We start from the raw sequence: 24029 nt of genomic DNA on the forward strand, positions 1-24029 counted from the left end.
ATTTGTCAACCCAGGGTTGTCTGATACTCAACATATCGGTTTATGTTCACTTTTGATGAAGTGCAAATCTGGACAAAAGTTCCATCGTCCGCAGCAATCGCTTTCAAAATACAGCATATGTAAACAAGCGCCATAGATTGACAGCATTTGTACCTGTCCAGACGAAAAAGGCATGAAATGTTCAATACAATTCAGCACTCTAATATCACAACCGAAAAAGCCCCTCTTTGAAGAAAGAGAGGCAGATCAATTCTATACCAATTTTGTTAGCGGTTAAGATTATGAGCAATACATGACCGTCATTGAAATTGCCGGAACGCTGAGTTCTCCGCCCATCATTGTACGAATCGTATCCGTACCTGCTCGTCCTTGCTCCACGACCACATGCCACTCTGCTGAGGGAATGGACAATGTTCGCGTTTGTTTGGCAGCGTTATAGGCAACGATGACTCTCTTCCACGAATCGCCTGATGCTGTTCCGAGTAGCTCATATGCCAGGACACCGTTTCCTTGTTCAAGCAATCGTATATTCTGCTCAATCTCCTCGCGGGTACGAAGCCGAAAAACGGGATGTTCGCGCCGCAGACGAATCAAACCTTGATAGTATTCAAATACTGGCTTGAACTGCTTTTTGTACTCCCAACGGATAGCATTAACTACATCCCCGCTCTCGTGGCTATTAGCGTCACCAAACTTGGTACGCAGCAATTCATCACCAGCGGCCAGAAAGGGTACACCTTGAGAGGTCAATACAATGCCATTGGCAAGCAGACATCGCCGTACCGTTTCATTCTCTAGAACATGTCCAGCCTCGATCTGCTTATACGGGCTTGCTTGTTGTACCGCTTGCTGTACATTGTCGCATCCTTTGACATTACCGTCCTCATCATAGCTGATAAAACCGAGTGCATCCTCCAGTTCTTGCGTATAGGCAACCTTGTCCCACAAATTAAGATTGTCATGCGCGGTAACATAATTAATCGTTTCTGTAGGAGTTGCGGTAAAATCGGTAATAGCCCCCCTCACTCCTACCCACACGTTCTCCTCCGCTCCTTCTGCACCGGTTGCAAACCCTGTTCCGGCACCATCACTATCCCCCTTGATAGCTCCGCGAAAATTATCATTAAAGACAGCAAATCCAGAATCACGTTGGTCGCCCTTAAGCGTCATATCGTCTCCGAGAGGCGATTCAAGTGCACCCCAAGGTTCTCCATATAACAGGATGGATGGTGAAACCTTCTCATGTAGGTCTGCTGCCAGACTTTTCATCGTTGCTGTATCAATGAGCCCCATCAGGTCAAACCGAAACCCGTCCACATGGTATTCCTCTGCCCAGTATCGCACAGAATCCATAATGAATTTACGCACCATATGACGCTCTGTCGCTACTTCATTGCCTGTTCCCGATCCATTACTGTATGTACCATCCTGCAATTGACGGTAGTAGTATCCTGGATAGAGCTTCTCAAACGAACTTCTCGCAGTGTCGAAGGTATGGTTGTAGACCACATCCATAATGACGCCGATCCCCTTTTGATGCAGAGCCATCACCATCGATTTGAATTCTCGAATTCGAGTCTCTGGTTCATCCGCGCGTGTTGCATAAGAGCCTTCTGGCACATTGTAGTGGAGAGGATCATATCCCCAATTATAATTAGATCGATCGGAATTGGATGTATCCACCTGAGCTTCATCTACTGTGGCAAAATCAAATACGGGGAGCAGATGCACATGCGTAATGCCAAGCTCAGCCAAGTGATCAATACCGATGGAATTACCTTCCTGATCAAGTAAACCCGTCTCGGTAAAAGCAAGATATTTACCTCTATATTTCATTCCAGATGAAGGGTGGATTGAGAAATCTCGTACATGTAGCTCATACAGCACCGCATCCACCGGGCTCGCAAGTTCTGGCCGAACATCTTCTTTCCATCCCTTGGGGTCTGTATGCTCCAGTCTGACGATCACCCCCATTTCTCCATTCATGGTGACAGCCCTGGCATAAGGATCTACGGCAATCTCGCGTCGTCCGTCACCAAAGGTAACCTGAATCATATAACGGTAACCATACCAATCTCCACTGATCTCGGCGTGCCAGATGCCTTGAGCTTGTTTATGCATGGGAATTTCATTGGGTTTGGATTGTCCCGAGCGCTCGGAGTATTCCTCAGGACTCCCATCTGTAGATGGGGGATATAACAGCAGATGAACCTCAGCAGCCTTCGGTGTCCATACTTTGAAGCTACATGACCCTGGTTGCACCGTAACGCCTAGATCGTCTCCCTCATATGTATCATTTACATTCTCATCAAACCGTTGATCCTCGTGTTCTTGTTGCTCAATCATGACTGTGTACTCCCTCTGTTGACATCAAGTTGATTAGGCTATAAGTGCTCCTCTACTCTTATACCCCTTCCACAGTCCATTCATAATAGAAAACATAAAAAAGGTTACGAACCCGAAGATTCGCAACCCTTACTTTAAAATGTAGATGGTAAGCGTAAGAGTGATACGCCACCATTTTATTAACTACTTACCGTTCAATTCTTTATACGATGCCTCAAACTCGGAGATCAGTTGGTCACCACCGGACTTTTTCCAGTTTGCCACTTCCTGCTCCCAACCCGCATCATCTAGTTTGCCCATGATGTACTTGGTCTGAGCATCCCAGATCATCTGATCTAACTCTTGACCTCTCTCCGTATAGATCGCTGATGAGAGAGTCAGTGCAGGGTTCGGAATCGCATATTGCTCATTCTCACGTGCCATCTTCGTACCTTTCATACCAATTGGTACGTCTACCAGTTCTGCTACATTGTAGCCTTCAACACTTAGCAGATTATCACGGTAAGGCTTCACTTCCCGTTGATATGCATCAAAATCCTTCAGCTCCGTTTTACCATCAGCAGTCTCGGTATAGTGTACATCCTTCAAACCGCGCAATTGTAACGTACTAAGCTCTTCATCCATGAGCTGATCAAGGAAAGTGAGCACCTTCTTCAATTGCTCTTCATCAGGTACGGCCGCTTTCGGAATAACGAGCATACCATAGTTGCCTGGCTCCCCAGCGATGCGAATACCATCTAATCCTTGGAATGGAGCTACATCGATCTCTCCATCCGGTGCATTAGGTGTAAGACGTTGCTGGGATGACTTGCCGTTCTGGGCTACCCCGTTCAGCTTCATACCGATGAGCCCAGAATCCATCTTTTTGTCCGCATCGGATGGATCAAGCGCTGGGAAATCACTGTTAATGAGTCCCTCGCTAAACAGCTTCTTGAACAGCTTCATCGTGTCCACATATTCCGGAGTCAGGAATTCTGGTGTCAATTTGCCCGAGTCATCCACGCCCCATTTATTTACGCCTCCAATGCTCACTGCAATACGTGTAAGTGGGGAAGATACGCCTTCATTGTACCGTTTGAACAGTAACGCACCATAGGTGTCCTCTTTGCCATTTCCATCAGGATCATCCTTGCGCATGGAATGCATCACGTTGTACCAGTCATCCAATGTTTTGGGTACTTCCAAGTTCAACTTGTCGAACCAGTCCTTACGATACACAATCGCGGTACGGCCGATGTCGCGGAAATTGGGGATACCGTAGATTTTGCCTTCTATTTTGATATTCTCAAAATACGCCTCGGATTGGGCAGACAGGTTTTTGTAATCCTTCAGGTAAGGACCAAGTTCCCAGAACAACCCTGTTTTGGCTGCATTAAACGTTGTCGGTACATAGTTCACCCGCATAATGGTAGGCATCTCGCCTGAAGCAACCATGACATTCACTTTATCATCAAAAGCAGACTGCGGAATCCATTGCACATTCACATCGGTACCCGTATATTCCTCAATCTTTTGCTCAATCCCGTTCTCCTTCGCAGGTACATCGCCTACCTGCATCAAAGAGATGGAAATGGGAAACTTGCCATCCCCTGTCGCAGCAGGTGATTTCTCTCCCCCACATCCTGCGAGCAGTCCTGCGGACATTGCACCGATGACAACCAATCCGCTTAAACGAGACATCCGTACTTTTGGGCTCATGAACCATCTCTCCTTTTGGATAACCTAATTATGACATGCCTCCATTAACTAGAAGATGCTCACGGGTGATAGGAGCCATATGATGGATTGAAGCAAAACCAATAAAATGAATGCGCTATCATAAATGTTCTGAAGAAAAGAACGGGAGTGTCTGAAAACTCCGAAGGACGCAGATTTTGCCGAATTTTCGTTCCAGGCCAGGAAGTTTTCCGCAGGCGTGCCGGGGCACGTCAAGGGAAAGTGACGCAGCAGGGGGCGAAAAGGCGGTAAAAGATGCACTTCAGCGAGTTTCCAGAAACGACCTAGCGTGTAGCTAGTTCCATCTCCACTCCTGCAAGAATAAACGGAGCGACCGATTTCGGATCATTAATGCGAATGGATTCTGTTACATAGTACTCATATGAACCGTCACGATAAGGACTTCCGCCAAGACCAGCTCCACCATTACATTGCGTTAAGGAGAGCACGCCTTCTCGATCTGTCTGCAGCAAATGCTGTAACAGACCCTGATATCCCTTTTCCGCAATCGCCTTGAATTTACCACTCAGATAACCTTTGCGTACACCTTTAGCTAAGGCATACACAAACATTGAACTCCCCGATGCTTCCAAGTAATTACGCTCACGGCCTGGTTGATCCAGAAGATGCGGCCATAATCCGGTCTGTTGATCCTGAACATGTACAAGCGCATTAGCCAGTCGTTCAAAGATACCTACAATCTGTCCACGCTGTTCATGATCAACTGGCAGGTAATCCAATGTGTCTACCACAGCCATGACATACCAACCGACAGCTCTGCTCCAGACATGGGGAGAACAACCTGTCTCCCCGGAGCTCCAGCGTTGCTCCTTACTCTCATCCCAAGCGTGGTATAACAGACCACTCCGCGGATCACGCGTACGCTGCTCTACCAACAGCAGCTGTAGTGCTGCCTTGTCGAACCACTTGTCTTGACCTGTGACGGCACCATATTGCGTCAGGTAAGGGGTCGCCATGTACAACCCGTCTAGCCACATTTGAAAAGGGTATATCTTTTTGTGCCAGAACCCACCTTCGCTTGTACGCGGCTGGCCTTTCAGCTGTACCATGAGCAGATCTGCCGCTTGACGATACTTCTCCTTTCCTGTTTTGTCCAAGAGTAGAAATAACGATTTTCCTTGATTAATCTGATCCAGATTATATTCCTCAACATTGTAGTTTCGAATCGTACCATCTTCCTGCACGAAATGATCCATCAGTTCCTGAATATAGTCGAAATACTTTTGTTCTCCCGTATGGGTATACAGCTCTTCTAAGGCTTTCAATATACAACCATTCTCATAGTGCCAGGTGGAGTACAAGTCATGGCTACGATAACTTTCCATGAACTGTTCAGCCATACGTACTGGCGTAAATTGTAACGTTTCCTTCATGGCGTTCCTCCGTTTCCAGCTCATTATTGAGCTTGCTTTTTGTAATCCTCCGCGTATTCTTCACGGATTTTGTTTCCGCCTGCATTCGCCCAATTCTCAATTTCCTTCTGCCAGCCTGCTTCATCGATTTTGCCCATAATGTATTTGGTCTGCGCATCTGCGATCATCTGGTCGAGATCCGCGCCACGGTCACCATACGTAGGGGAATACAACGTAAGTGCAGGGTTAGGAACTGCGTGCTCCGCAAGCTCTTTCGCCAGTTCAGTTCCTTTTTCACCCAGCTCGGTATCTTTCAGTTTCGGTACATTGTAACCCTCAACATATGGGAAATTATCACGATACGGCTTCACTTCACGTTGGAAAGCGTCGAAGTCGCTCATCTCAACCTGATCTTCGCCAAGCTTGGTGTAATGTTTATCTTCGATACCACGCATCAAGAGTGTAGCCATTTCAGGATCCATCAGCTTATCGATGAATGCTAACAAATTCTTCAGCTCTTCTTCCGATTTTACCGTGGATTTAGGGAATGCCAGAATACCCGAGTTACCCGTCTGTCCTGCGACACGATCTCCATTCGCTCCTAACAATCCAGCGATATCTACTACACCGTCAGGGTCGTTTTTGGATAAACGCTCCTGCTGACTTTTACCATTCTGTGCAACACCTACACGCATACCTACTAAACCTGAATCGTATTTCTTCTCAGCTTCTGTGGAATCGAATACTGCGAAATCTTGGTTAAGCAACTTCTCATCATACAAACGCTTCAGAAGATCCATAACTTGTTTATATTCAGGCGTCATAAATTCCGGAGTAAAGCTTCCATCGTCCTCCACTTTCCACTTATTTGGCGCGCCAAAGCTTACACCAAGACGAGTTGTGAAGGAATATTGATCCTCGTTGTAACGCTTGAACAACATCAGACCAAATGTATTATCCTGACCATCTCCATCTGGATCAGAAGTGGACAACGTTTTGATTGTCTCGTACCATTCATCTGGTGTTGTTGGTACTGTGAGATTCAGCTTCTCAAACCAATCTTTACGGTAAATGACGGTTGCCCGGGCAATATCGGAGAATACAGGTACGCCGTATATTTTCCCTTCAACCTTGATGTTGTCAAAAAAGCGCTCATTCTGTGCAGACAGATTTTTATAATCTTTCAGTAACGGCCCAATTTCCCAGAACACATCATTACGCATCGCACTCGTTACCGTTGGGTTATATTGGACTTTCACAATTTTGGGCATATCGCTGGAAGCGATCATGACATTAATTTTGTCGTTATATGCTGAAGCCGGAATCCACTGGACGTCCAGTTTCGTATTGGTGTACGCTTCGATCTTTTTCTGAACCTCATTGTCCTTGCTAGGAACATCCCCTACTTGTGCGATCGCAATGGATACATTTTGCACGCCGCCTTCGGCAGCCTGCCCCTCATCTGATCCGCATCCCGCCAGCAATCCTGTAACCAGTGCAAGTGTGCTCAGAACGGCTACGGCTTTCTTTTTTGTTGCTTTCATTGAATGAAACCTCCCCTTTTTATGCAGCTTTAACTGTTTTAAAGTTCCGATTTCTTAACATGTGCCAACTCAACCTTTCACCGAACCTAGCATCACCCCTTTAGCAAAGTGTTTTTGCAGGAACGGATAGACGAGCATAATTGGAATGGTCGAGAACACGATAACCGCCATACGAATGGTGAGTGGTTGAATCTCCGTTTCCTCGATGCTTGTATCCCCAATCCGGCTCTGTGCCAGAATGACAATCTCACGTAGCCAAACCTGTACTGGCCATTTCTGACTATCGTTAATATAAATAACTGCGCTGAAGAAACTGTTCCAATGAGCTACGGCATAAAACAAGGAGAACGTTGCCATCGCCGGCATGGATAAAGGCAATACGATTCGGAATAATACGCCGACGTCGTTACATCCATCGATTTTGGCCGCATCCTCCAGTTCATCTGGGATGGCCTGGAAGAAGTTTTTAAGCACGATCAGGTTAAACGCACTAATAGCCGTAGGCAGCATGAGCGACCATAACGTGTCTGTAAGATGCAGTGATTTCACGACGAAGTAGGTCGGAATCATGCCTCCGCTAAATAACATGGTGAACAGTACACCTAGCAAAATCGGTTGACGTCCACGCAAGTATCTTCTTGAGAGCGGATATGCCATAAGTGATGTAAATAACAAGTTAATCAGTGTTCCAACAACGGTAATGTAGATGGATACACCCAAACTGCGAATTAAGGTATCTGTGGAGAAAATATAGCGATATGCAGCAAGTGAGAATTCTTTAGGAAAAAGGATGAATCCTCCCTTAGCTACTTCACTCGGGCTAGTAAAGGAGACCGCCAAAATATAAATGAATGGGATGACGGTCACAATTCCGATTAACAACAGCAAGCCATGATTGAGAAAGTCAAAAATCCGGTTGCCCCACGTTTTATCCTGTTGCATCTTAATGTTCACTCCTGTCTGGTGAAGAGCGCCTGCTCATTATGTCAGTAGACGCCTTCCTCCCCGAATTTTTTGGCCAACTTATTGGCACCTAATACAAGCGCCAGACCGACGACCGACTTGAACAATCCTACGGCAGCACTGTAGCTGTACTGTGCTTGTGTCAGACCTTTGGTGTATACGTAGGTGTCAAACACCTCGCCCACATCGCGGTTTGTCGGAGTCAGCATCAGGAAGATTTGTTCAAAGCCTGTATCCAGGAAGTTGCCCAGACGCAGAATGAGCAGAATGACAATGGTACTACGAATAGCAGGCAGCGTAATGTGCCACGTCTGACGCCAGCGGTTGGCGCCATCGATTCTTGCCGCTTCATAGAGCTGTGTATCTACACCAGAGAGGGCAGCAAGGAAAATGATTGTACCCCAACCGACTTCTTTCCAAATGGATTGTCCAACAATCATCGTACGGAACCAGCCTGGCTCAAGTAAGAAGGCAACTTTTTGTCCCGTCAGGTTGTAGAGCAATTCATTAATGGCACCGCCTTCGGTGGTGAACAGCATGTAGAATACACCAACAACAACAACCCATGATACAAAGTGTGGTACATAGACAAGTGTTTGTACGAATCGCTTGAAACGTTCACGTCGAACTTCATTCAACATCAGTGCCAGTACAATTGGCAGTGGGAAGAAAAACACCATGTTATAGATGGCAAGCAAGAACGTATTTCGGAATAAAGTCCAGAACTGCGGTTCCCCGAAGAAACGTGAAAAATGCTTAAATCCAACCCACTCACTGCCGAGGATACCTTTGTAAGGCGTGTAATCCTGAAAAGCCATCGTAATGCCATACATAGGTATGTATTTGAAGATAATAAAGTAAAGCACACCGGGTATTAACATAATATAGAGCCACCGGTTTTTGATGATGTCCCTCCACAGCAGGTTTTTGTCACTGCGGGTAGCGGGCCGTGTCTGAGCCGCCGTTTCGGCTTTCATAGTGTCTTCCCCCCACATTGGAAACGATTACAAAATATCACTTCCTGAATTCATGTCTTCATTGTGGAGGATAAACACATCACTGGCTATCGTCTCATTTTAGCTTCTTGTTTTTCCTTATGCAGCAAGGGTTTTCAGCTTTTGTGTAATTGGATTTCAACTATCAATGAACCGCTTTTAACCTCAATATCTCTGTCTTAACTCCTGCGAATAGACGAGGACAATCCTCTACAAAAGCCTGCGATCCTCTGATTCATCTTGTCCATGGGAAAAGTTAGCGTTGAGATCATTCGCATCACATTACCTCAAAAAAACCTGCCCGCCATAGCAGGCGAAGCAGGTCTATTTCTATCGTTGTTGCTCCCGATATTTCCCCGGGGTTGTGCCGGTAATTTTACGAAATGTGCGTATAAAAGCTGTTGGATTCGTGTAGTTTAATTTCTCTGCGATCTCTGATATTTTCAGATCCGTCGTCTGCAGCCAGGTCTTGGCTTTTTCCATACGATATTCAGCTAAATATTCTGTGAAATTCACCCCTGCTTCTTTCTTGAACACACGACTCAAATAAACAGGATGAAAATTCAACTCCTCCGCACAGGCCTCTAGTGACAGCTCACGATCATAACGTTCTTCGATTAATCGAATCATTCGACGAGCGATATTCATGTATTGGGATTCTTCCTGCTCCCGCCAGAAATGGATGACTGGTTGGAATAAACGTTTGCGGAACCAATTCGTCATCTCATCCAGTGTGGACAGCTTCAACAACCGAGCCATCGAGGCTTTCTCCCCCAACACTTCCGCTACATCTCCACCCTGTTCCTGTACTAATTGATATACACGGGACAACAATTGCACCATAATGGCTGGATACTCACTGAAATGCAGTTTCTTATCTGCGAGCAATCCCAGGTACTGTGTGAAGTAGGCATCCACTTTTTCCTCATCCCCTGCTTCAGCGCAGAAGCCAATTGATCCTCGATCATCCTTAACTGTGTGTATAAAGCGGCTTCCGTCTGACCTCGTGGCTGGATATCCTCATAATGCAAAATAATACGACTACCCAGGCTCACTCGCCCTTGTAGTGCTTCCCGGCTCTCCTGATAAGCCTGCGGCGTATCACCTATGGCACGATAAGATCGGCTGATCCCAATACTTACGGGCAGATTCAGATAAGTCACGACACGCTCCCGTATGCCTTCGGCTTGCGTGTGCATCCATTCTTTCAGTTGCAGTTCATCATGCAATTCAGAAGCCAGAACGGTAACCTGAGCATCATCAATCATGACAGGTGTGAACCGAATTTCCGGAGGAAGCCATTCGCCAACAATGTTATTTACCGCGAAAAGCAACAGATCACGATCCTGCTCTTCATAACGCGTCCCCTCAATGGTATCCATCTGAAGTGTAAGCACACCAAGGCTAGACCAGTTGGTTGGAAAATCATATAGATCTCCTTGATATCTGAAATCCTCTTCCGATATTTTGCCTGTTAATAGTTTAGTCATAAAAAATTCCTGTAAATGAACGTGTTGTCCTTTCATTTGCTCTCGCATGGTCTGCTCAGAACTGAACAAGGTTGACAATCGCTCTTCGATATAACTGAATTCATCCTGTCTTCGACCTTTCGAATCCACAGGTGAGTCCAGACCTTTCGTGAATTGAAGCAGCCTTGAAATAGGTGAATACATCCGGCGGCTACCGTAGAATGCAACTAATCCGGTTAATCCTAACATCACAAGTGTGGCTACTCCCGTTACCAGAGCAATTTTCTGAGATTGAGCAGTAATCTGCCCAAGCGATACAACAGACACATACAACCATCCGTTAAGCTGTGACTGCCGATAACTAACAGCCACCTGATTCCCCTCTACCTCCGCATTAAAGAAACCTTCCGATTCCCCTGTTACTTGCACTTTCTCTTGAATTTCCTCGTTCAGTGCAGTGTACTTCCCATTCTGTTCCATATCGTTCAGGAAAAACTTCTGATCCCGATCAAGGACATACATATCTCCGGAATTGGTATTACGACTCAAATAAGAGCTAAGCTCTGTATCAGAAATATCAATCACTAGAAATCCTTTCGGTTTGACATTCGTCGGCATCATGGGAATCTTGAATACCATACTCACCACATTGTCTGAAGAAATGAGTGTGGGAACGATCTCCTGTGTGGAATCGCCCACGCCTGCCGATACAGGTACGCTCTCTTTTGCTGAGTTTACATTCTGCGTTACCCAGAATAAACTGTTGGTATACTTCAGATACGAGCCGATTCGATCCCGGATACTAAAATCATCTAGTTTGCCAAATGAACGCATCGAAACAACCCAGTCCTCATCTAGATTGACTAAATAAGCCTGATCAATATTAGTCACCGCCTGCAAATTGTTAAACCCAGACGTCAGATCACGGATTTGCTGAAATTCGCTGCTATCGAGTGGTTGTTTCATCGCTTGTAAAACCAAAGGCGAATTTACGTATTGAATAGATGATAATTGCAAACTGCGCAGCACCTGCTCCACCCTCATCTGAGTCTGATGTAAAATCTGCAGATTGCTCTCGCGCACCTTTTGTTCAATATCCTGTGAAGCTATCGTATACGAGACGGAACCAATAACGATGACTGGAAGCGCTCCAAGGATCATGGTGAAGCATAGCAGACGCAGCAAGTATTTTGGCAAAAAAGAGCACCTTCTTTCAAAAAACGTTCTATTCCATAATATCGCTTACATTGGGTTAATTTACTATTGTTATTTTAAAACCCATTCTTATTCAAGTCCACTTATTTATTCTGAAAGATGAACTTCCGGGTTGACTTTGAGGTAATTTCCAGTTTATATTAGTTGCATATTCCTCAATCAAAGGAGAGATTTTGATGTCGGTGAGCGTTCTTAACTAACCAAGTTTCATATTCAGGAGTTTGGCCTTTCATGTCGCTTATGCCTCATGGCGTACGTGTATTTTCTGATGTGCCAGAACCCTGTACTTAGTTAAGAACAGCGGATATCATAAATCGCCTCCGGGATTGTACTTGTCCGGGTCTATTTCCGCGCTGTGTTCAGCGTGGATTTTTTTGTTATAGACCTTATTGGACTTTGCTTTTCCATACAGCTTAGGGCGGAGAATGACGTTTGTTCATTCTCCGCCCTTTTTGCGTTTTCCAGGAATAAGTCAGCTGCAATAACCAAACACCATATTTTAATATTAAGGAGAGATCCCCCATGAACGAAAACACTTTACGCACACTTAATTACTTCGAAATTCAAAAAAACGTAGCCTCCTGCGCCCGATCTTATTTGGGCAAGCGTCATGCGCATAATATGAAACCGATGAATGATGTCCATTGGATTCAGACACGTCTAGAAGAAACAGCAGAAGCCGCTCTCATGCTCCGTTACGGCGCAAGCATTCCCATTCCATCCCTGGATGGAATGGAAACCATCATGGATCTGCTAGGCACAGGATATTTGTTCAGTGAACGTGATTTCAGTCATCTTGCACAATTTCTGCGAAGCTGTGCGCAGCTGATGAAGTATATGGAGGGTAAATCCGAGATCGCTCCAACGGTCAGCCGTTATGCTGCATCTATGATGCTGATGGAATCGTTGCTAAGCGAGATTGAACGTAGTATCCACAACGGACGTATTCAAGATCTGGCGAGCAAAGAGCTTACAAGAATCCGCAAAAAAATAATGGTAAATGAAGAGCGTATGAAGCGTAAGCTCGATTCACTGCTCAGCAAACATCGCTCCATCATGCAGGAAAATGTCATTAGTCAACGTAATGGAAGAACCGTACTACCAATCAAGAAGGAATTCCGCAAGCTGGTCAAAGGCAGTGTGTTAGACGAATCAGGGAGTGGGCAAACGGTGTACATTGAGCCGGTAGAACTCATGAGTCTTCACAGTGAACTCGCTACATTGCAGGGGGATGAATCTCGAGAAGAGATGAAGATTCTTGGCGAGTTGACCACACTCACAGAGTCATACAGTCGTGAAATTGCTCTGAATACCGAGACGGTGGGCATACTAGATTTTCTACTGGCAAAAGCAAAATATGCGGTCACGATGGACGGACGCGTTGTTCAAGTTAATGCAGAAGGAAGAGTTCAGATCCAACGTGCACATCACCCATTGATGGGCGAATCTATGGTTCCACTGGATTTTACAATCGGCACGAACTATCGTTCACTCATTATTACAGGGCCAAATACCGGGGGAAGACGATTGCACTCAAGACACTTGGGCTACTTACCCTTATGATGCAATCCGGGTTGCTTGTCCCTGTTGGAGAAGGTGGCACGATGTCTGTATACAGTGAAATTGCGGTGGATATCGGAGATGGTCAGAGCATGGAGCAAGCACTTAGCACGTTCTCTGCTCATATTCGCAACATGATCGGTATTCTGGAACAGGCTAATTCCTCAACACTCGTACTCATTGACGAGATGGCTTCAGGTACAGATCCTGGGGAAGGAGTCGGATTATCCATCGCGATGCTTGAAGAGTTACATCGACGCGGAGCAACGGTTGTAGCAACCACTCATTTTGGAGAAATCAAGCATTTTGCCGCTGCTACACCAGGTTTTGAGAATGCTCGGATGGAATTCGACACGGTAACGCTCCAGCCTTTATATCGGTTGCGAATTGGAGAAGCTGGACAGAGTTATGCTTATGCCATCGCACTCAAACTAGGAATGGCACAACACATTATTGATCGTTCCAAGTCTATCTCCGATCAGGGCGTTCAACAGAACCATTCATCAACAGAGAAATGCATAACAGAGCATTTACCAACCCTATCAGGTGAAACAGAAGCAAATGTATTCGTTCAATCGGAAGCAACAGATGCACCGCCAGTGGCTGACATAGCCAAACCGATCGTGCCTACTAATGCTGCCTCTCAGACTACATCGGCAATGAAGTCTATGAAGGCCGAAGAAACAGAGACATCTGTACCAGCGACTGTATTCCAAAAAGGGGATCGAGTCTATATTGGTTATCTTGATCAGACGGGAACCGTGTGTGAAGTCGAGGATGCTCGTGGCAATATCGGGATTATGCTGCGTGGTCGCAAGGTTAAAATTCACAAGAAGAGATTGAAACTGCATATTGCTGCAGACCAACTCTACCCAGATAACTATGACCTCGACATCGTATTCGAGAGCAAAGAAAACCGGAAGAAGCGTAAGTTGATGGGACGTAAACATGTGGAAGGACTGCAGATTGAACTGCCCCCTGATGAGTAAACAGTGAAATAGGATACTAAAATAGATACCGTGGTGCAAAGTTCACTCCCTGCTTGTAAACACATATCTGTTATACTGGAATTTGTATGTATTCACTTCAGATCGTGTTTATTAACAGGGAGGGAAAGAACCAAATGTCTTCAGAACAGGATGCTACTCATCATCAGAATACTGATGTTCTTGTCTGCCCGTTATGCGGAGAAGCTAATCGCTGTTCCTATGCGGCTGGACACCCTCATTCGGAATGCTGGTGTAACCGGGCTACTTTCCCCGAAGGTATATTTGACCGTATTCCAGCAGAACAGCGCCGCAAATCATGCATATGCCAGCGCTGTTTGGATGCATATACCAACAAGCTTACATTAAAACAAGAGCCATACAGTCGTTAACTGTACGGCTCTTGTTTTATGATGCATGCTACCATGTTAGATCATGGCTACTTTGACCCACTACTTTACATTTCGTGGTATTGAGCAACAGCTTGTTTAAGTACCGGATGATGCTCATCCATGGACGTATAATGCTGCAGTGCAGCAGCAATCCCCTTCTGACGAATCATGTCCTGCAGTTCAACAGCTTCCGGATCATCGGAAACATCGAATTTACAAGCTGCGGCCATGCCCATAGTCAGATAAGTTGTTTCCGTTCCATCCGCATATGCAAGAAGAGCCGGGCGAACCAGACGATCATTCGGGGACAGCTTGCGCAGCGGGGAACGACCAACACGAGTAACCTCATCCGTGATATACGGGTTGACGAACCGTCCCAATATTTTAAGGATATACTGCTCATGCTCTTCCGGATTGAATCCAAATCGCTTCACCAGCACTTCTCCGGTTTCCTGCAAAGCACCATATACAATGGATTTTACTTTTTCATCGGCGATAGCCTTCTGAATAGTGTCATACCCGTGCACGTTACCAATATACGCAGCAACGCAGTGTCCTGTATTTACAGTGAACAGCTTGCGTTCGATATACGGCTCCAGCTCATCAACATATACAATGCCCTCAACCGGTTTGAATGCAGGAGCCATCTGAGAACGATCCACCACCCACTCGTAAAAAGGCTCCACCTGTACATGCAATGGATCTTCATGGTGCTGAATAGGTACAATCCGGTCTACAGCCGAATCGGGAAAATAAATGTACTGATCCGCAAGTGAGCGTACTTGCTCATCAAGCAGAGCATATACATGCTCTTTCAGTTGCGTACTGGCTCCAATTGCATTTTCACATGCAATAATATGAAGAGGTTTCTGAACAAGATCCGAGTGAAGTCTCGCCTTAAGCCCCTTGGCAATGCCTGGTGCAATATATTTCAGCACACCCACACCAACTGCAGTTGTAATCAGATCTGCTTCCACAACCGTTTGGGCAACCGTCTCCAACTGGGTTCCATCGATTGCGTTTACACCCGTAACGGTCTCCTGATCCTTACTCTCGTTAGCCAGTTCCACCGTATACTGTCCTCGTTGCTGTAGAGCCGATACCAATTCCTGATTCACATCTGAGAAAATAACCTCGTATCCTGCACGAGACAGTATTAACCCGATAAATCCGCGTCCTATGTTACCTGCGCCAAAGTGTAAGGCCTTCATAGTTCCATTTCACTTTCCAGAATAGCAATAACTTCTTCCGCTGTTTTGGCTAGACGCAGAGCCTCCATATTTTCATCCTCAGCACAGATTACTGCAATGCTAGTCAGGATCTCCATATGTTCCCCACCTTGAGCCGCAATACCAATCACCATATAAGCTTTTTCCTCGCCAAAATCCACACCTTCTGGATATTGAATGACTGAGATACCTGTGGATAAAATGAATGATTTAGATTCCTTCGTACCGTGCGGGATCGCAAGGCCATTTCCTACATAAGTTGAAACAATCTCTTCACGCTCAATCATTTTCTCGATGTAATCAGCGGTAATATGACCCGCATCCTTCAAAATCTGTCCTGCCATACGAATCGCTTCGTATTTATCCTGAGCCTTCGCATTCATAATGACTTTATCTGTTGTTAAAATACTCATAATGGTTAACCTCCAATTTCGGTTTTACTGCGATAGAATCCAACGAGTTCCTTGGACAGGTAATGAATGAGTTCATCCCTGACTCCCTTTTCCAGCAATGTAATCATTTCTTCCTGCAATAACAGTGCGCTGATCTCACTAAGAACCTCCAAGCTTTCCTTGGATAATTCTCTCGGGCCCAGCATCAAGAGAACATGGGTAACTCCTGCCGGATCAGCTGACGTACGAAGGAGCGGCTCCGTGAGCTGGAAGAGACTGATCGACGGACGATAGATTCCCTCACTGCGTGTATGAAACAGCGCAAGTGTTGTACCCGGAATCTTCTGACTCCCTACTGCTTCACGTTCCTCCAACCGTTTCGCGATTTCCTCTGGTTCCTTCAGCACCCCGGATCCATGAAGTACGTTGCACATCGCATACACCGTTTTATAGAAACCGGCACCTTGATTGTCCAGCGGGTAGACCTGAAACTTGCCAATGATTCGGACGATTTCAATCAGAGTGGCTTCCATTCCGTCTGGATCCGAGTAATGACTTGGCGTCTGGGTTTCTGTTTCCCTTGACTTGTTATGCTGTCGTTGTAACGTTGTTGTTCTAATAAAATGACGCAGATGTTCACTCTCTTCTGCTGTAAGCAGTGGACTCACTTTGTAGTACTGATGCTCATCCATCGGCAGATCAACAGTGGATAACACCAGATCGTATTGATCCGTTGGAATCCGGGTAGCTTCATACCAGGAGACGCTGTCTATAATTCGAATCTCGGGAAACTCCTTCGTCAGTCGGCTGGACAGCATGCGTGATGAACCAATTCCGCTTGTACAGACAATGATCGCCCTGATTTCCCGTTTTAATGTGCGTAATCTCTCGATGGATGCTCCAAAGTGCATGACTAGAAAACCAATTTCCTCATCGGGAACATCTATACCTGGCCAAGCCTGGTACACGGATTTTTTGACATCTTCGAACAGTGAATCATAATCCTTGCGAATCTGCTGCAGTAGTGGATTACGGATCATCTGTTGTCCTTCAATACGTTCCATTACAGGTGCCATATGCCCAATCAGACCTTCACGAAGCATACGATCCTCATGAAAGGCATAATGGGTTCTCGCCTGCATCTGATCAATCAATGAATGTACCCTATCTAGTAGAATTAAGTCGTCTATTGGCAACAGCCTTGAAGAGTGTATCCTCTGCTCTGTCTCAATTAATAATCTGTGAAAATAATCCTGCTCATCTTGGGAGAACGTCAGCCCTAGCTGGGTAGATAGTACACCGCACAATCGGGATGCCATATAAGGTGGAACCTTCATCTCATCCTGCTCCGCAACGTCATCTCTCGCTTTCTCACGTGGAGAAAGACGACCAATGCCAAAGCCTTTACGAATACGTACAACCGCAACGGATAATTGAATCAGCAGCTTCATATATTGCCGTTCCGGGATGTTCTCCAGCCATTCGATATCTGGTTGCCACAATGCATTTTCGACTGTAAGCACATCACCATGCCCAATCATATTCAGCAACTTCTGGTTTACGATGGAGCCCCCTTGCTCAGGCTGTCTTCCGAACAGATCGGACTCATCCAGAAATTCCAGAGCAAGCGCAGCTATGGCAGTACGATGAATCGTCTCATTTCCGTTAATCTTGACTCCATATCCACGTCTGCGAACCAGCTTTAGTCCAGCCTGACGAATCCGTGACTCCAGATCATCGAGATCATTGGTCACCGTTGATACTGTCACTTTCAGATCTGAAGCTAGTGCAAGCAGTTTTACAGGTTCCGACTCATCCAGCAAAATACAAAGCATGAAGAGCTTACGCTCTTCCGGCGTAAACTCAATAGATTCCTTACCCTCTAATTGCTGGCGCAATACGGCCAGATTACCGGAACCGGCATCAATTCGAATACCGGTTCCTGATTTTTTTTCCAGCCTCATACCCAAAGGTTCCAGCCACTGTTCAATCATCTGAAGCTCTCGGTGAACTGTTCGCGTACTGACTTTGACTTCAACGGCGATCTCACCAGCAGTGACTTCTTGTGGATGCTCCAGCAGAAACTCCACGATTTCACGTTGTCTTTTGGTAATACTCATATCTCTAGCCTCCGGCTCAGAGAAGACGAATGCGTCCGATTTATTTCAGTCGTTCAACGAGCGCATCGTATTCCGGGCTTTTTAGGAAGTTGTCAATGGATATATGTTCTGCGTTTGGTGCAACGGAACGGGCACGATCGGTTAATGTTTTCTGTGTAATAACCACATCTGCATCCTGCGGGATCTCACTGATTGCGGTATTGGTCACCGCAACGTCAATCCCTTCCGCCTTCATTTTCTTACGCAGAATGGAAGCGCCCATTGCACTTGATCCCATGCCTGCGTCACAAGAGAAGACGATTTTTCTCACATCTGTCTTCACTGTAGAAGCAGTACGATCCGCAACTTTGTTTTCTTCACCGCCATTAGCCGTAATTGCAGCATTTGGCGTAGTTCCTTGACTCTTCATATCCTTCATTCGGCTGGATGCAGCCTCTAGATCTTCGTCCTTTTGTTTACCGGTTTTCAGCAATACTGCTGCAATCAGGAAGGATACTACCGCCGCTACAAGCACCCCTGCAAGCATTGGGAGATATCCGCCTTTTGGTGTTAGAAGGAAATAAGCGATAATACTACCTGGTGATGGTGCTGACACCAATCCTGCTCCAGTAAGCATAAATGTTAATGTACCCGCAACACCGCCGCCAATTGCGGCAAGAATTAGAATCGGTCTCATCAGAATGTAAGGGAAGTAAATTTCATGTATTCCCCCGAAGAAATGAATAACAACCGCACCTGGTGCAGAAGATTTAGCCATACCGCGTCCGAAGAAGCAGTAAGCAAGCAGAATACCAAGTCCCGGACCCGGGTTGGATTCAAGCATGTATAATACAGATTGCCCTAATTCTCTTGCCTGATCTGTTGCAATCGGTGTGAGAATTCCGTGGTTGATCGCATTGTTCAGGAACAATACTTTACCCGGTTCAATGATCAGGTTAACCAGTGGCAACAAGCCCAGATTCATTAACCCCTGTACTCCGGCAGATAATACTTTACTAACAGCTTCTACAGCAGGCCCGATGCCCACGAGAGCAGCAATTCCCAAGATTCCACCTATAATACCTGCGGAGAAGTTGTTAACCAGCATTTCAAATCCAGCTTTAATTTTACCTTCGATGGATTTATCAAACTTCTTGATGATCCATGCTGCCAGCGGTCCGGCAATCATGGCTCCGAGGAACATCGGAATGTCGCTACCCACGATGACCCCGATGGTCATTATGGCACCTACGACACCACCCCGCTGTCCATGCACCATTGTACCGCCAGTGTAACCAATTAATAGTGGGAGCAAATAGTTTATCATCGGTCCCACAAGCTGTTCTATCGTCGCATTTGGGTACCAGCCTGTTGGAATGAACAGAGCCGTAATTAATCCCCAGGCGATAAAGGCGCCCATATTCGGCATGACCATACCACTCAGGAATCGGCCAAAACGCTGTACACCTACCCGTAGCCCACCTTTAGAATTGGACGTTTGGTCCAAATTACTCATTGTTATATCCTCCTTGGATCAAGTCATTATGAAAATGAAAGGGGTATCATTTTGCCCCTGCTGCAATCCTAAGCGAGAATGCTCTCCTGTTCAATAAAATGAAAGCGTACTTTCGTCATGAACAATGATGACAACATTAGGTTATGTAATCATAGTTTGTCTATGCATAATGGCTGGATACGTTGATACACAAGGATTTTTTCGCCTATGACTTATGTCACTTCCAGAACCAATTTCTGATCCAGAACTGGATTCAATCAGACAATTAACAACCAAAATCAGTGTGAGTTGTCATTCACTACAATCCTCAGAGAGCACAAAAAAAACTGTGCAAGCATCTCGCTCACACAGGTTAATATGATATAAAGCAACACTCTATATGTTATTAAATGAGTCCATTTATAACCACTAAAGGTTGATTTTTGATCTATATCTGGCTGCGTTTGCAGCACCAAATAAGATATTATGAAATCGATTCAAACATATGTTAATAAGTCCATTTCAGAACATATTATTCTTCCGTGTGTTTGCGATAAGCATCCGCGTTCATCAGCTTGGATAAGGCTACACTCAAATCGCCATCCACCCGGATCTCAATCATCCATCCTTCTTCATAAGGAGAGCTATTCACAAGCTCTGGTGAGTCTTGCAACGCATCATTGATCGCAATAATGGAGCCACTCACAGGTGAAAATAAATCCGAAACCGTTTTGACGGATTCAATCGTACCAATACTTTCTTCCGCTTGTACACTGGATTCAAGATCAGGCAATTCAACAAACACAATGTCACCCAGCTGGTGCTGTGCGAACTCGGTAATACCAATACGTACAGTATCCTCCCCTACGGTCTGCACCCATTCGTGCTCTTCACTGTACAGGAAATCACTTTTCAATTCGCTCATCGATATCCGCCTCGCTTTTCATTAATGAGTGCATGCGTTCTTTGGCCAAATCCCTTTTCCCAGAACATAGCGTATGATATTTTCGAATCAAATGTCAAGATACCTTACAATTTGTTCATATTTTCTGATCAAAAGCGAGATCATCTAAATACGAACTTACATATACTAGTTATTATTGGAATAGTAAGCGCACTCTTTTTATTTAAACGAACATTAAATTGCATATAAGCTTAAATTATTCGTCTTTCTTTGAAATCAGATGACATTGTTCTTGACATCAGCAGGCAATTCGCGTATTAATGAAAGGAGTAAAACTGTTTTCGTTGTGTGCAATATCGCGGATGAATGTAAAGGGAGAGATTACCCAAGCATCTGGATCTGGATGTTCATGCGGTAACGCCGAAGGAGTAAACCACCCGACAAGCGGGCGGTGAATCTCTCAGGCAAAAGGACTTTTACGGGACGCAACTCTGGAGAGCATCTACCCGCCCGGTACGGGCGTTAAGATCACCCAAGGGGAAACCTGCTGCATTGGCGGCGGGGTAACTCTCAGGTACCAAGGACAGAGCCTAAGAATACAGCGTGCTTCTGGCATGCCGGTTCTTTGGCCTGTCCTTTTCCTTTTTCCCAAAAAAGATAAACACAGCAACCAAACCGTGCAGCATAACCGGATCTCAGAAGTACGATTTTACGTACGATTTATATTCATTACTCAAAATACTTATACCACTCTAATAACGATCATGCCTATTCAACATTAATCCATATGCAGCACATTCAGCCGCTTGACGGCTAATGAAGAGGTGATTTGATGTCCGATTTACTTAGAACTCCACTCTTTCCCTTATATCAACAGTACGAAGGCGTACGTTGCATTGACTTTGGTGGCTGGGAGCTTCCGGTACAGTTTAGCGGAATTCAGAAGGAACACGAAGCAGTTCGTGAACGTGCAGGGCTGTTTGATGTATCCCATATGGGCGAATTCACCGTACAAGGTGAACAAGCGGAGGCTTTTTTGCAGCACATGACCACCAATGACGTAACCGCACTTGTTCCGGGTCAGGCACAATATACGTTGATGTGTTATCCCGATGGCGGTGTGGTCGATGATCTACTGGTGTATAAACTGGAGGAACAGCACTATATGTTAGTTGTTAATGCCTCCAACATCGATAAGGATTGGGCATGGCTAGTGGAACATCTCGCCCCTGGGGTAACCATGACAAATGACTCCAAGCAGACTGCTCTTCTAGCACTGCAAGGTCCATTGTCTGTTGATATTCTCCAAAAAGTTACGGACATTGATGTAGCTACCATTGAGCCGTTTCGTTTTGTACAGGATACGGAAGTATGCGGTGTAAAATTGCTGTTATCCCGCACTGGATATACCGGCGAAGATGGCTTTGAGCTGTATGTTCGAGCAGATCACGCTGCTACGGTGTGGAATGGATTGATGCAGGCAGGGGAAGAACACGGATTGGTTCCGGCTGGACTTGGTGCACGGGACACCCTACGCTTTGAGGCAAAATTGCCATTGTACGGGCAGGAACTGTCACCCACGATCTCCCCGCTGGAGGCTGGGGTTGGCATGTTTGTGAAACTGAATTCCGGGCCTTTTATCGGACACGACGTTTTATCACAGCAAAAAAATGACGGGCCTGCTCGCAAATTAGTCGGCATCGAAGTGCTGGAGCGCGGGATTCCACGTCCCCATTACCCTCTCTACGCAGATGGTGTACAGATTGGTGAAGTAACGACAGGCACACAATCACCTACGCTAAAAAGGAATCTTGGGTTAGCCCTCATTGACAGTAAATATGCTGCACTAGGTACGCCACTGGAGATTGAGATTCGCGGCAAAAAGCTAAAAGCCGAGGTCGTAAAGACCCCTTTTCATAAACGGACACGCACGCCTAAGACACCTACTCAAGGAGCTGATCAAGCATGACCAAGCACCGTTACATTCCTATGACCGAGCAGGATCAGAGCGCTATGCTGGCAACAGTTGGTGTGAAAACGATCGAAGACCTCTTCCGAGATATCCCGCAGGAGATTCGTTATCAGGGTGAGTTACCCGTATCCTCTCGGCTAGATGAATATGCACTTACGCGTCATATGTCCAAACAAGCTGGTGCCAATGCCAACTTCGAGACACACGCAAGTTTTCTTGGTGCAGGCATCTACGACCATCATATACCTTCTGTCATCAATCATGTGATCTCCCGTTCGGAATTCTATACTGCATATACACCGTACCAACCTGAAATTAGTCAGGGCGAGCTTCAAGCAATATTTGAGTTTCAATCATACATCTGCGAATTGACAGGCATGGCCGTTGCCAATGCAAGTATGTATGACGGTGCGACCGCTTTTGCAGAAGCAGGGAATTTGGCAGCAGCAGCTACTCGCCGTAAACAATTGATCGTATCTCGTACCGTTCATCCGGAAGCACGTCAGGTACTGAAAGCCTATGCTCATGGTCTAAGTCTGGATATCGTCGAGATCGGGTATCAAAATGGCGTAACTGACTGGGATGCCTTACAAGCCGCCATCTCGGAAGAAACGGCTGCAGTCATGATTCAAAGCCCAAACTTCTTCGGTGCCGTTGAACCTATCCAGCAAGCAGCTGACCTAGCTCATGCACACAAAAGCCTGCTTGTAGTAAGTGCGAATCCACTTTCACTAGGATTGTTAGAGGCTCCTGGGAAGCTTGGCGCTGACATTGTTGTCGGTGACGCTCAACCTTTGGGGATCGCCGCATCTCTCGGCGGACCAACATGTGGATATTTTGCTGTATCACAGGCTCATATGCGCCGTATTCCTGGCCGAATTGTAGGTCAGACGACTGATCGTAACGGCAAACGTGGCTTCGTACTAACACTACAGGCACGCGAACAGCATATCCGCCGGGAAAAGGCGACGTCTAACATTTGTTCCAACCAAGCATTGCTTGCACTGAGCGCATCCGTATACATGTCTACAATGGGAAGACAGGGCATGATCGATGTAGCGGATCTCAATTTGCAGAAGAGTCATTATGCACTTGAAGTATTCAAAGCTATACCTGGTGTAAAAGCAACCTTCAACGCACCAACATTTAACGAGTTTGTCATTCAGTTGCCTGAAGGAACAAACGTCGATGCCCTGCAACTAGAGTTGCTGGATAAAGGTTTTATCGGTGGATACGAACTCGGTCGGGATTATCCCGAACTCGCTGGACATATGTTACTCGCAGTAACGGAGCGACGCACCAAGGAAGAAATTGACGAATTCGCACGAGCATTGGAGGGATCGTTGTGACTCAAGAAACGAAGACAGCAACAGGACAAA

At 45.9% G+C, this 24029-nt stretch carries 16 protein-coding genes, 1 pseudogene and 1 riboswitch; of the genes and pseudogenes, 4 read left to right on the forward strand and 13 right to left on the reverse strand.

The window, feature by feature from the left end:
- Positions 1 to 279: 279 nt before the first annotated feature.
- From pulA to DMB88_RS23005, 8 genes are all read right to left on the reverse strand, one after another.
- Positions 280 to 2346, reverse strand: coding sequence for a type I pullulanase (gene pulA, locus DMB88_RS22970; protein ID WP_128103218.1), 2067 nt, complete (start codon positions 2344 to 2346; stop codon positions 280 to 282).
- A gap of 183 nt (positions 2347 to 2529) precedes the next feature.
- Entirely contained in the window at positions 2530 to 4044 is a 1515-nt protein-coding gene (locus DMB88_RS22975) for an extracellular solute-binding protein (protein WP_128103219.1), read from the reverse strand.
- Between the two features lie 302 nt (positions 4045 to 4346).
- Entirely contained in the window at positions 4347 to 5456 is a 1110-nt protein-coding gene (locus tag DMB88_RS22980) for a glycoside hydrolase family 88/105 protein (protein WP_128103220.1), read from the reverse strand.
- 23 nt (positions 5457 to 5479) lie between these two features.
- A complete protein-coding gene (locus DMB88_RS22985) occupies positions 5480 to 6979 on the reverse strand; it encodes an extracellular solute-binding protein (protein ID WP_128103221.1) in 1500 nt (499 codons plus the stop codon).
- Positions 6980 to 7048: 69 nt separating this feature from the next.
- On the reverse strand, positions 7049 to 7921 hold the full coding sequence (locus tag DMB88_RS22990) for a carbohydrate ABC transporter permease (protein WP_128103222.1): 873 nt from the start codon (positions 7919 to 7921) through the stop codon (positions 7049 to 7051).
- A gap of 44 nt (positions 7922 to 7965) precedes the next feature.
- Positions 7966 to 8919, reverse strand: coding sequence for an ABC transporter permease (locus tag DMB88_RS22995; protein WP_056701329.1), 954 nt, complete (start codon positions 8917 to 8919; stop codon positions 7966 to 7968).
- A 348-nt stretch (positions 8920 to 9267) separates the two neighbouring features.
- Positions 9268 to 9780, reverse strand: a complete 513-nt coding sequence (locus tag DMB88_RS23000) for a helix-turn-helix domain-containing protein (RefSeq protein ID WP_164848777.1) — start codon at positions 9778 to 9780, stop codon at positions 9268 to 9270.
- Entirely contained in the window at positions 9747 to 11603 is a 1857-nt protein-coding gene (locus DMB88_RS23005; RefSeq protein ID WP_128103224.1) for a PDC sensor domain-containing protein, read from the reverse strand. Before DMB88_RS23005 ends, DMB88_RS23000 begins: the two co-directional genes overlap by 34 nt.
- Before the next feature lie 540 nt (positions 11604 to 12143).
- On the opposite strand from DMB88_RS23005, the pseudogene DMB88_RS23010 reads away from it, so the two are divergent.
- Both DMB88_RS23010 and DMB88_RS23015 read left to right on the forward strand, forming a co-directional pair.
- A pseudogene (locus DMB88_RS23010) lies at positions 12144 to 14170 on the forward strand (DNA mismatch repair protein MutS).
- Between the two features lie 134 nt (positions 14171 to 14304).
- Entirely contained in the window at positions 14305 to 14559 is a 255-nt protein-coding gene (locus DMB88_RS23015) for a cysteine-rich CWC family protein (protein WP_128103225.1), read from the forward strand.
- 65 nt (positions 14560 to 14624) lie between these two features.
- On the opposite strand, the gene DMB88_RS23020 is transcribed toward DMB88_RS23015, so the two are convergent.
- The 5 genes from DMB88_RS23020 to gcvH all read right to left on the reverse strand — a co-directional run bounded on the left by DMB88_RS23020 (position 14625) and on the right by gcvH (position 20699).
- The gene (locus DMB88_RS23020; RefSeq protein WP_128103226.1) at positions 14625 to 15770 is read right to left on the reverse strand and encodes a mannitol-1-phosphate 5-dehydrogenase; all 1146 of its coding nucleotides are present in this window, start codon (positions 15768 to 15770) and stop codon (positions 14625 to 14627) included.
- Entirely contained in the window at positions 15767 to 16201 is a 435-nt protein-coding gene (locus tag DMB88_RS23025; RefSeq protein ID WP_128103227.1) for a PTS mannitol transporter subunit IIA, read from the reverse strand. Before DMB88_RS23025 ends, DMB88_RS23020 begins: the two co-directional genes overlap by 4 nt.
- Positions 16202 to 16206: 5 nt before the next feature.
- Entirely contained in the window at positions 16207 to 18300 is a 2094-nt protein-coding gene (locus DMB88_RS23030) for a BglG family transcription antiterminator (RefSeq protein ID WP_128103228.1), read from the reverse strand.
- 40 nt (positions 18301 to 18340) lie between these two features.
- Positions 18341 to 19795: a PTS mannitol transporter subunit IIBC gene (locus DMB88_RS23035; RefSeq protein WP_128103229.1), complete on the reverse strand. Its 1455-nt coding sequence runs from the start codon at positions 19793 to 19795 to the stop codon at positions 18341 to 18343.
- A 511-nt stretch (positions 19796 to 20306) separates the two neighbouring features.
- Entirely contained in the window at positions 20307 to 20699 is a 393-nt protein-coding gene (gcvH, locus tag DMB88_RS23040) for a glycine cleavage system protein GcvH (protein ID WP_128103230.1), read from the reverse strand.
- A 341-nt stretch (positions 20700 to 21040) separates the two neighbouring features.
- A riboswitch (glycine riboswitch) is annotated at positions 21041 to 21164 on the forward strand.
- Between the two features lie 346 nt (positions 21165 to 21510).
- Between gcvH and gcvT the strand changes: the two genes are divergently transcribed.
- Together gcvT and gcvPA are read left to right on the forward strand one after the other, a co-directional pair.
- Positions 21511 to 22647, forward strand: coding sequence for a glycine cleavage system aminomethyltransferase GcvT (gene gcvT / locus DMB88_RS23045; RefSeq protein WP_128103231.1), 1137 nt, complete (start codon positions 21511 to 21513; stop codon positions 22645 to 22647).
- Positions 22644 to 23999, forward strand: a complete 1356-nt coding sequence (gene gcvPA, locus DMB88_RS23050; RefSeq protein ID WP_128103232.1) for an aminomethyl-transferring glycine dehydrogenase subunit GcvPA — start codon at positions 22644 to 22646, stop codon at positions 23997 to 23999. The genes gcvT and gcvPA overlap by 4 nt, the downstream gene beginning before the upstream one ends.
- The last annotated feature ends 30 nt before the right edge of the window (positions 24000 to 24029 follow it).

Source organism: Paenibacillus sp. DCT19 (assembly GCF_003268635.1).
Lineage (GTDB): Bacteria > Bacillota > Bacilli > Paenibacillales > Paenibacillaceae > Paenibacillus.

Bases quoted from the DNA above. Each gene is read 5' to 3' on its own strand.
- gcvPA (WP_128103232.1), top strand. From the start codon at position 22,644: ATGACCAAGCACCGTTACATTCCTATGACCGAGCAGGATCAGAGCGCT.
- DMB88_RS22980 (WP_128103220.1), bottom strand. From the start codon at position 5,456: ATGAAGGAAACGTTACAATTTACGCCAGTACGTATGGCTGAACAGTTC.
- DMB88_RS23030 (WP_128103228.1), bottom strand. From the start codon at position 18,300: ATGAGTATTACCAAAAGACAACGTGAAATCGTGGAGTTTCTGCTGGAG.
- gcvH (WP_128103230.1), bottom strand. From the start codon at position 20,699: ATGAGCGAATTGAAAAGTGATTTCCTGTACAGTGAAGAGCACGAATGG.
- DMB88_RS23035 (WP_128103229.1), bottom strand. From the start codon at position 19,795: ATGAGTAATTTGGACCAAACGTCCAATTCTAAAGGTGGGCTACGGGTA.
- DMB88_RS23015 (WP_128103225.1), top strand. From the start codon at position 14,305: ATGTCTTCAGAACAGGATGCTACTCATCATCAGAATACTGATGTTCTT.
- DMB88_RS23000 (WP_164848777.1), bottom strand. From the start codon at position 9,780: ATGGTGCAATTGTTGTCCCGTGTATATCAATTAGTACAGGAACAGGGT.
- DMB88_RS22985 (WP_128103221.1), bottom strand. From the start codon at position 6,979: ATGAAAGCAACAAAAAAGAAAGCCGTAGCCGTTCTGAGCACACTTGCA.
- gcvT (WP_128103231.1), top strand. From the start codon at position 21,511: ATGTCCGATTTACTTAGAACTCCACTCTTTCCCTTATATCAACAGTAC.
- DMB88_RS23025 (WP_128103227.1), bottom strand. From the start codon at position 16,201: ATGAGTATTTTAACAACAGATAAAGTCATTATGAATGCGAAGGCTCAG.
- pulA (WP_128103218.1), bottom strand. From the start codon at position 2,346: ATGATTGAGCAACAAGAACACGAGGATCAACGGTTTGATGAGAATGTA.
- DMB88_RS22990 (WP_128103222.1), bottom strand. From the start codon at position 7,921: ATGCAACAGGATAAAACGTGGGGCAACCGGATTTTTGACTTTCTCAAT.
- DMB88_RS22995 (WP_056701329.1), bottom strand. From the start codon at position 8,919: ATGAAAGCCGAAACGGCGGCTCAGACACGGCCCGCTACCCGCAGTGAC.
- DMB88_RS22975 (WP_128103219.1), bottom strand. From the start codon at position 4,044: ATGAGCCCAAAAGTACGGATGTCTCGTTTAAGCGGATTGGTTGTCATC.
- DMB88_RS23020 (WP_128103226.1), bottom strand. From the start codon at position 15,770: ATGAAGGCCTTACACTTTGGCGCAGGTAACATAGGACGCGGATTTATC.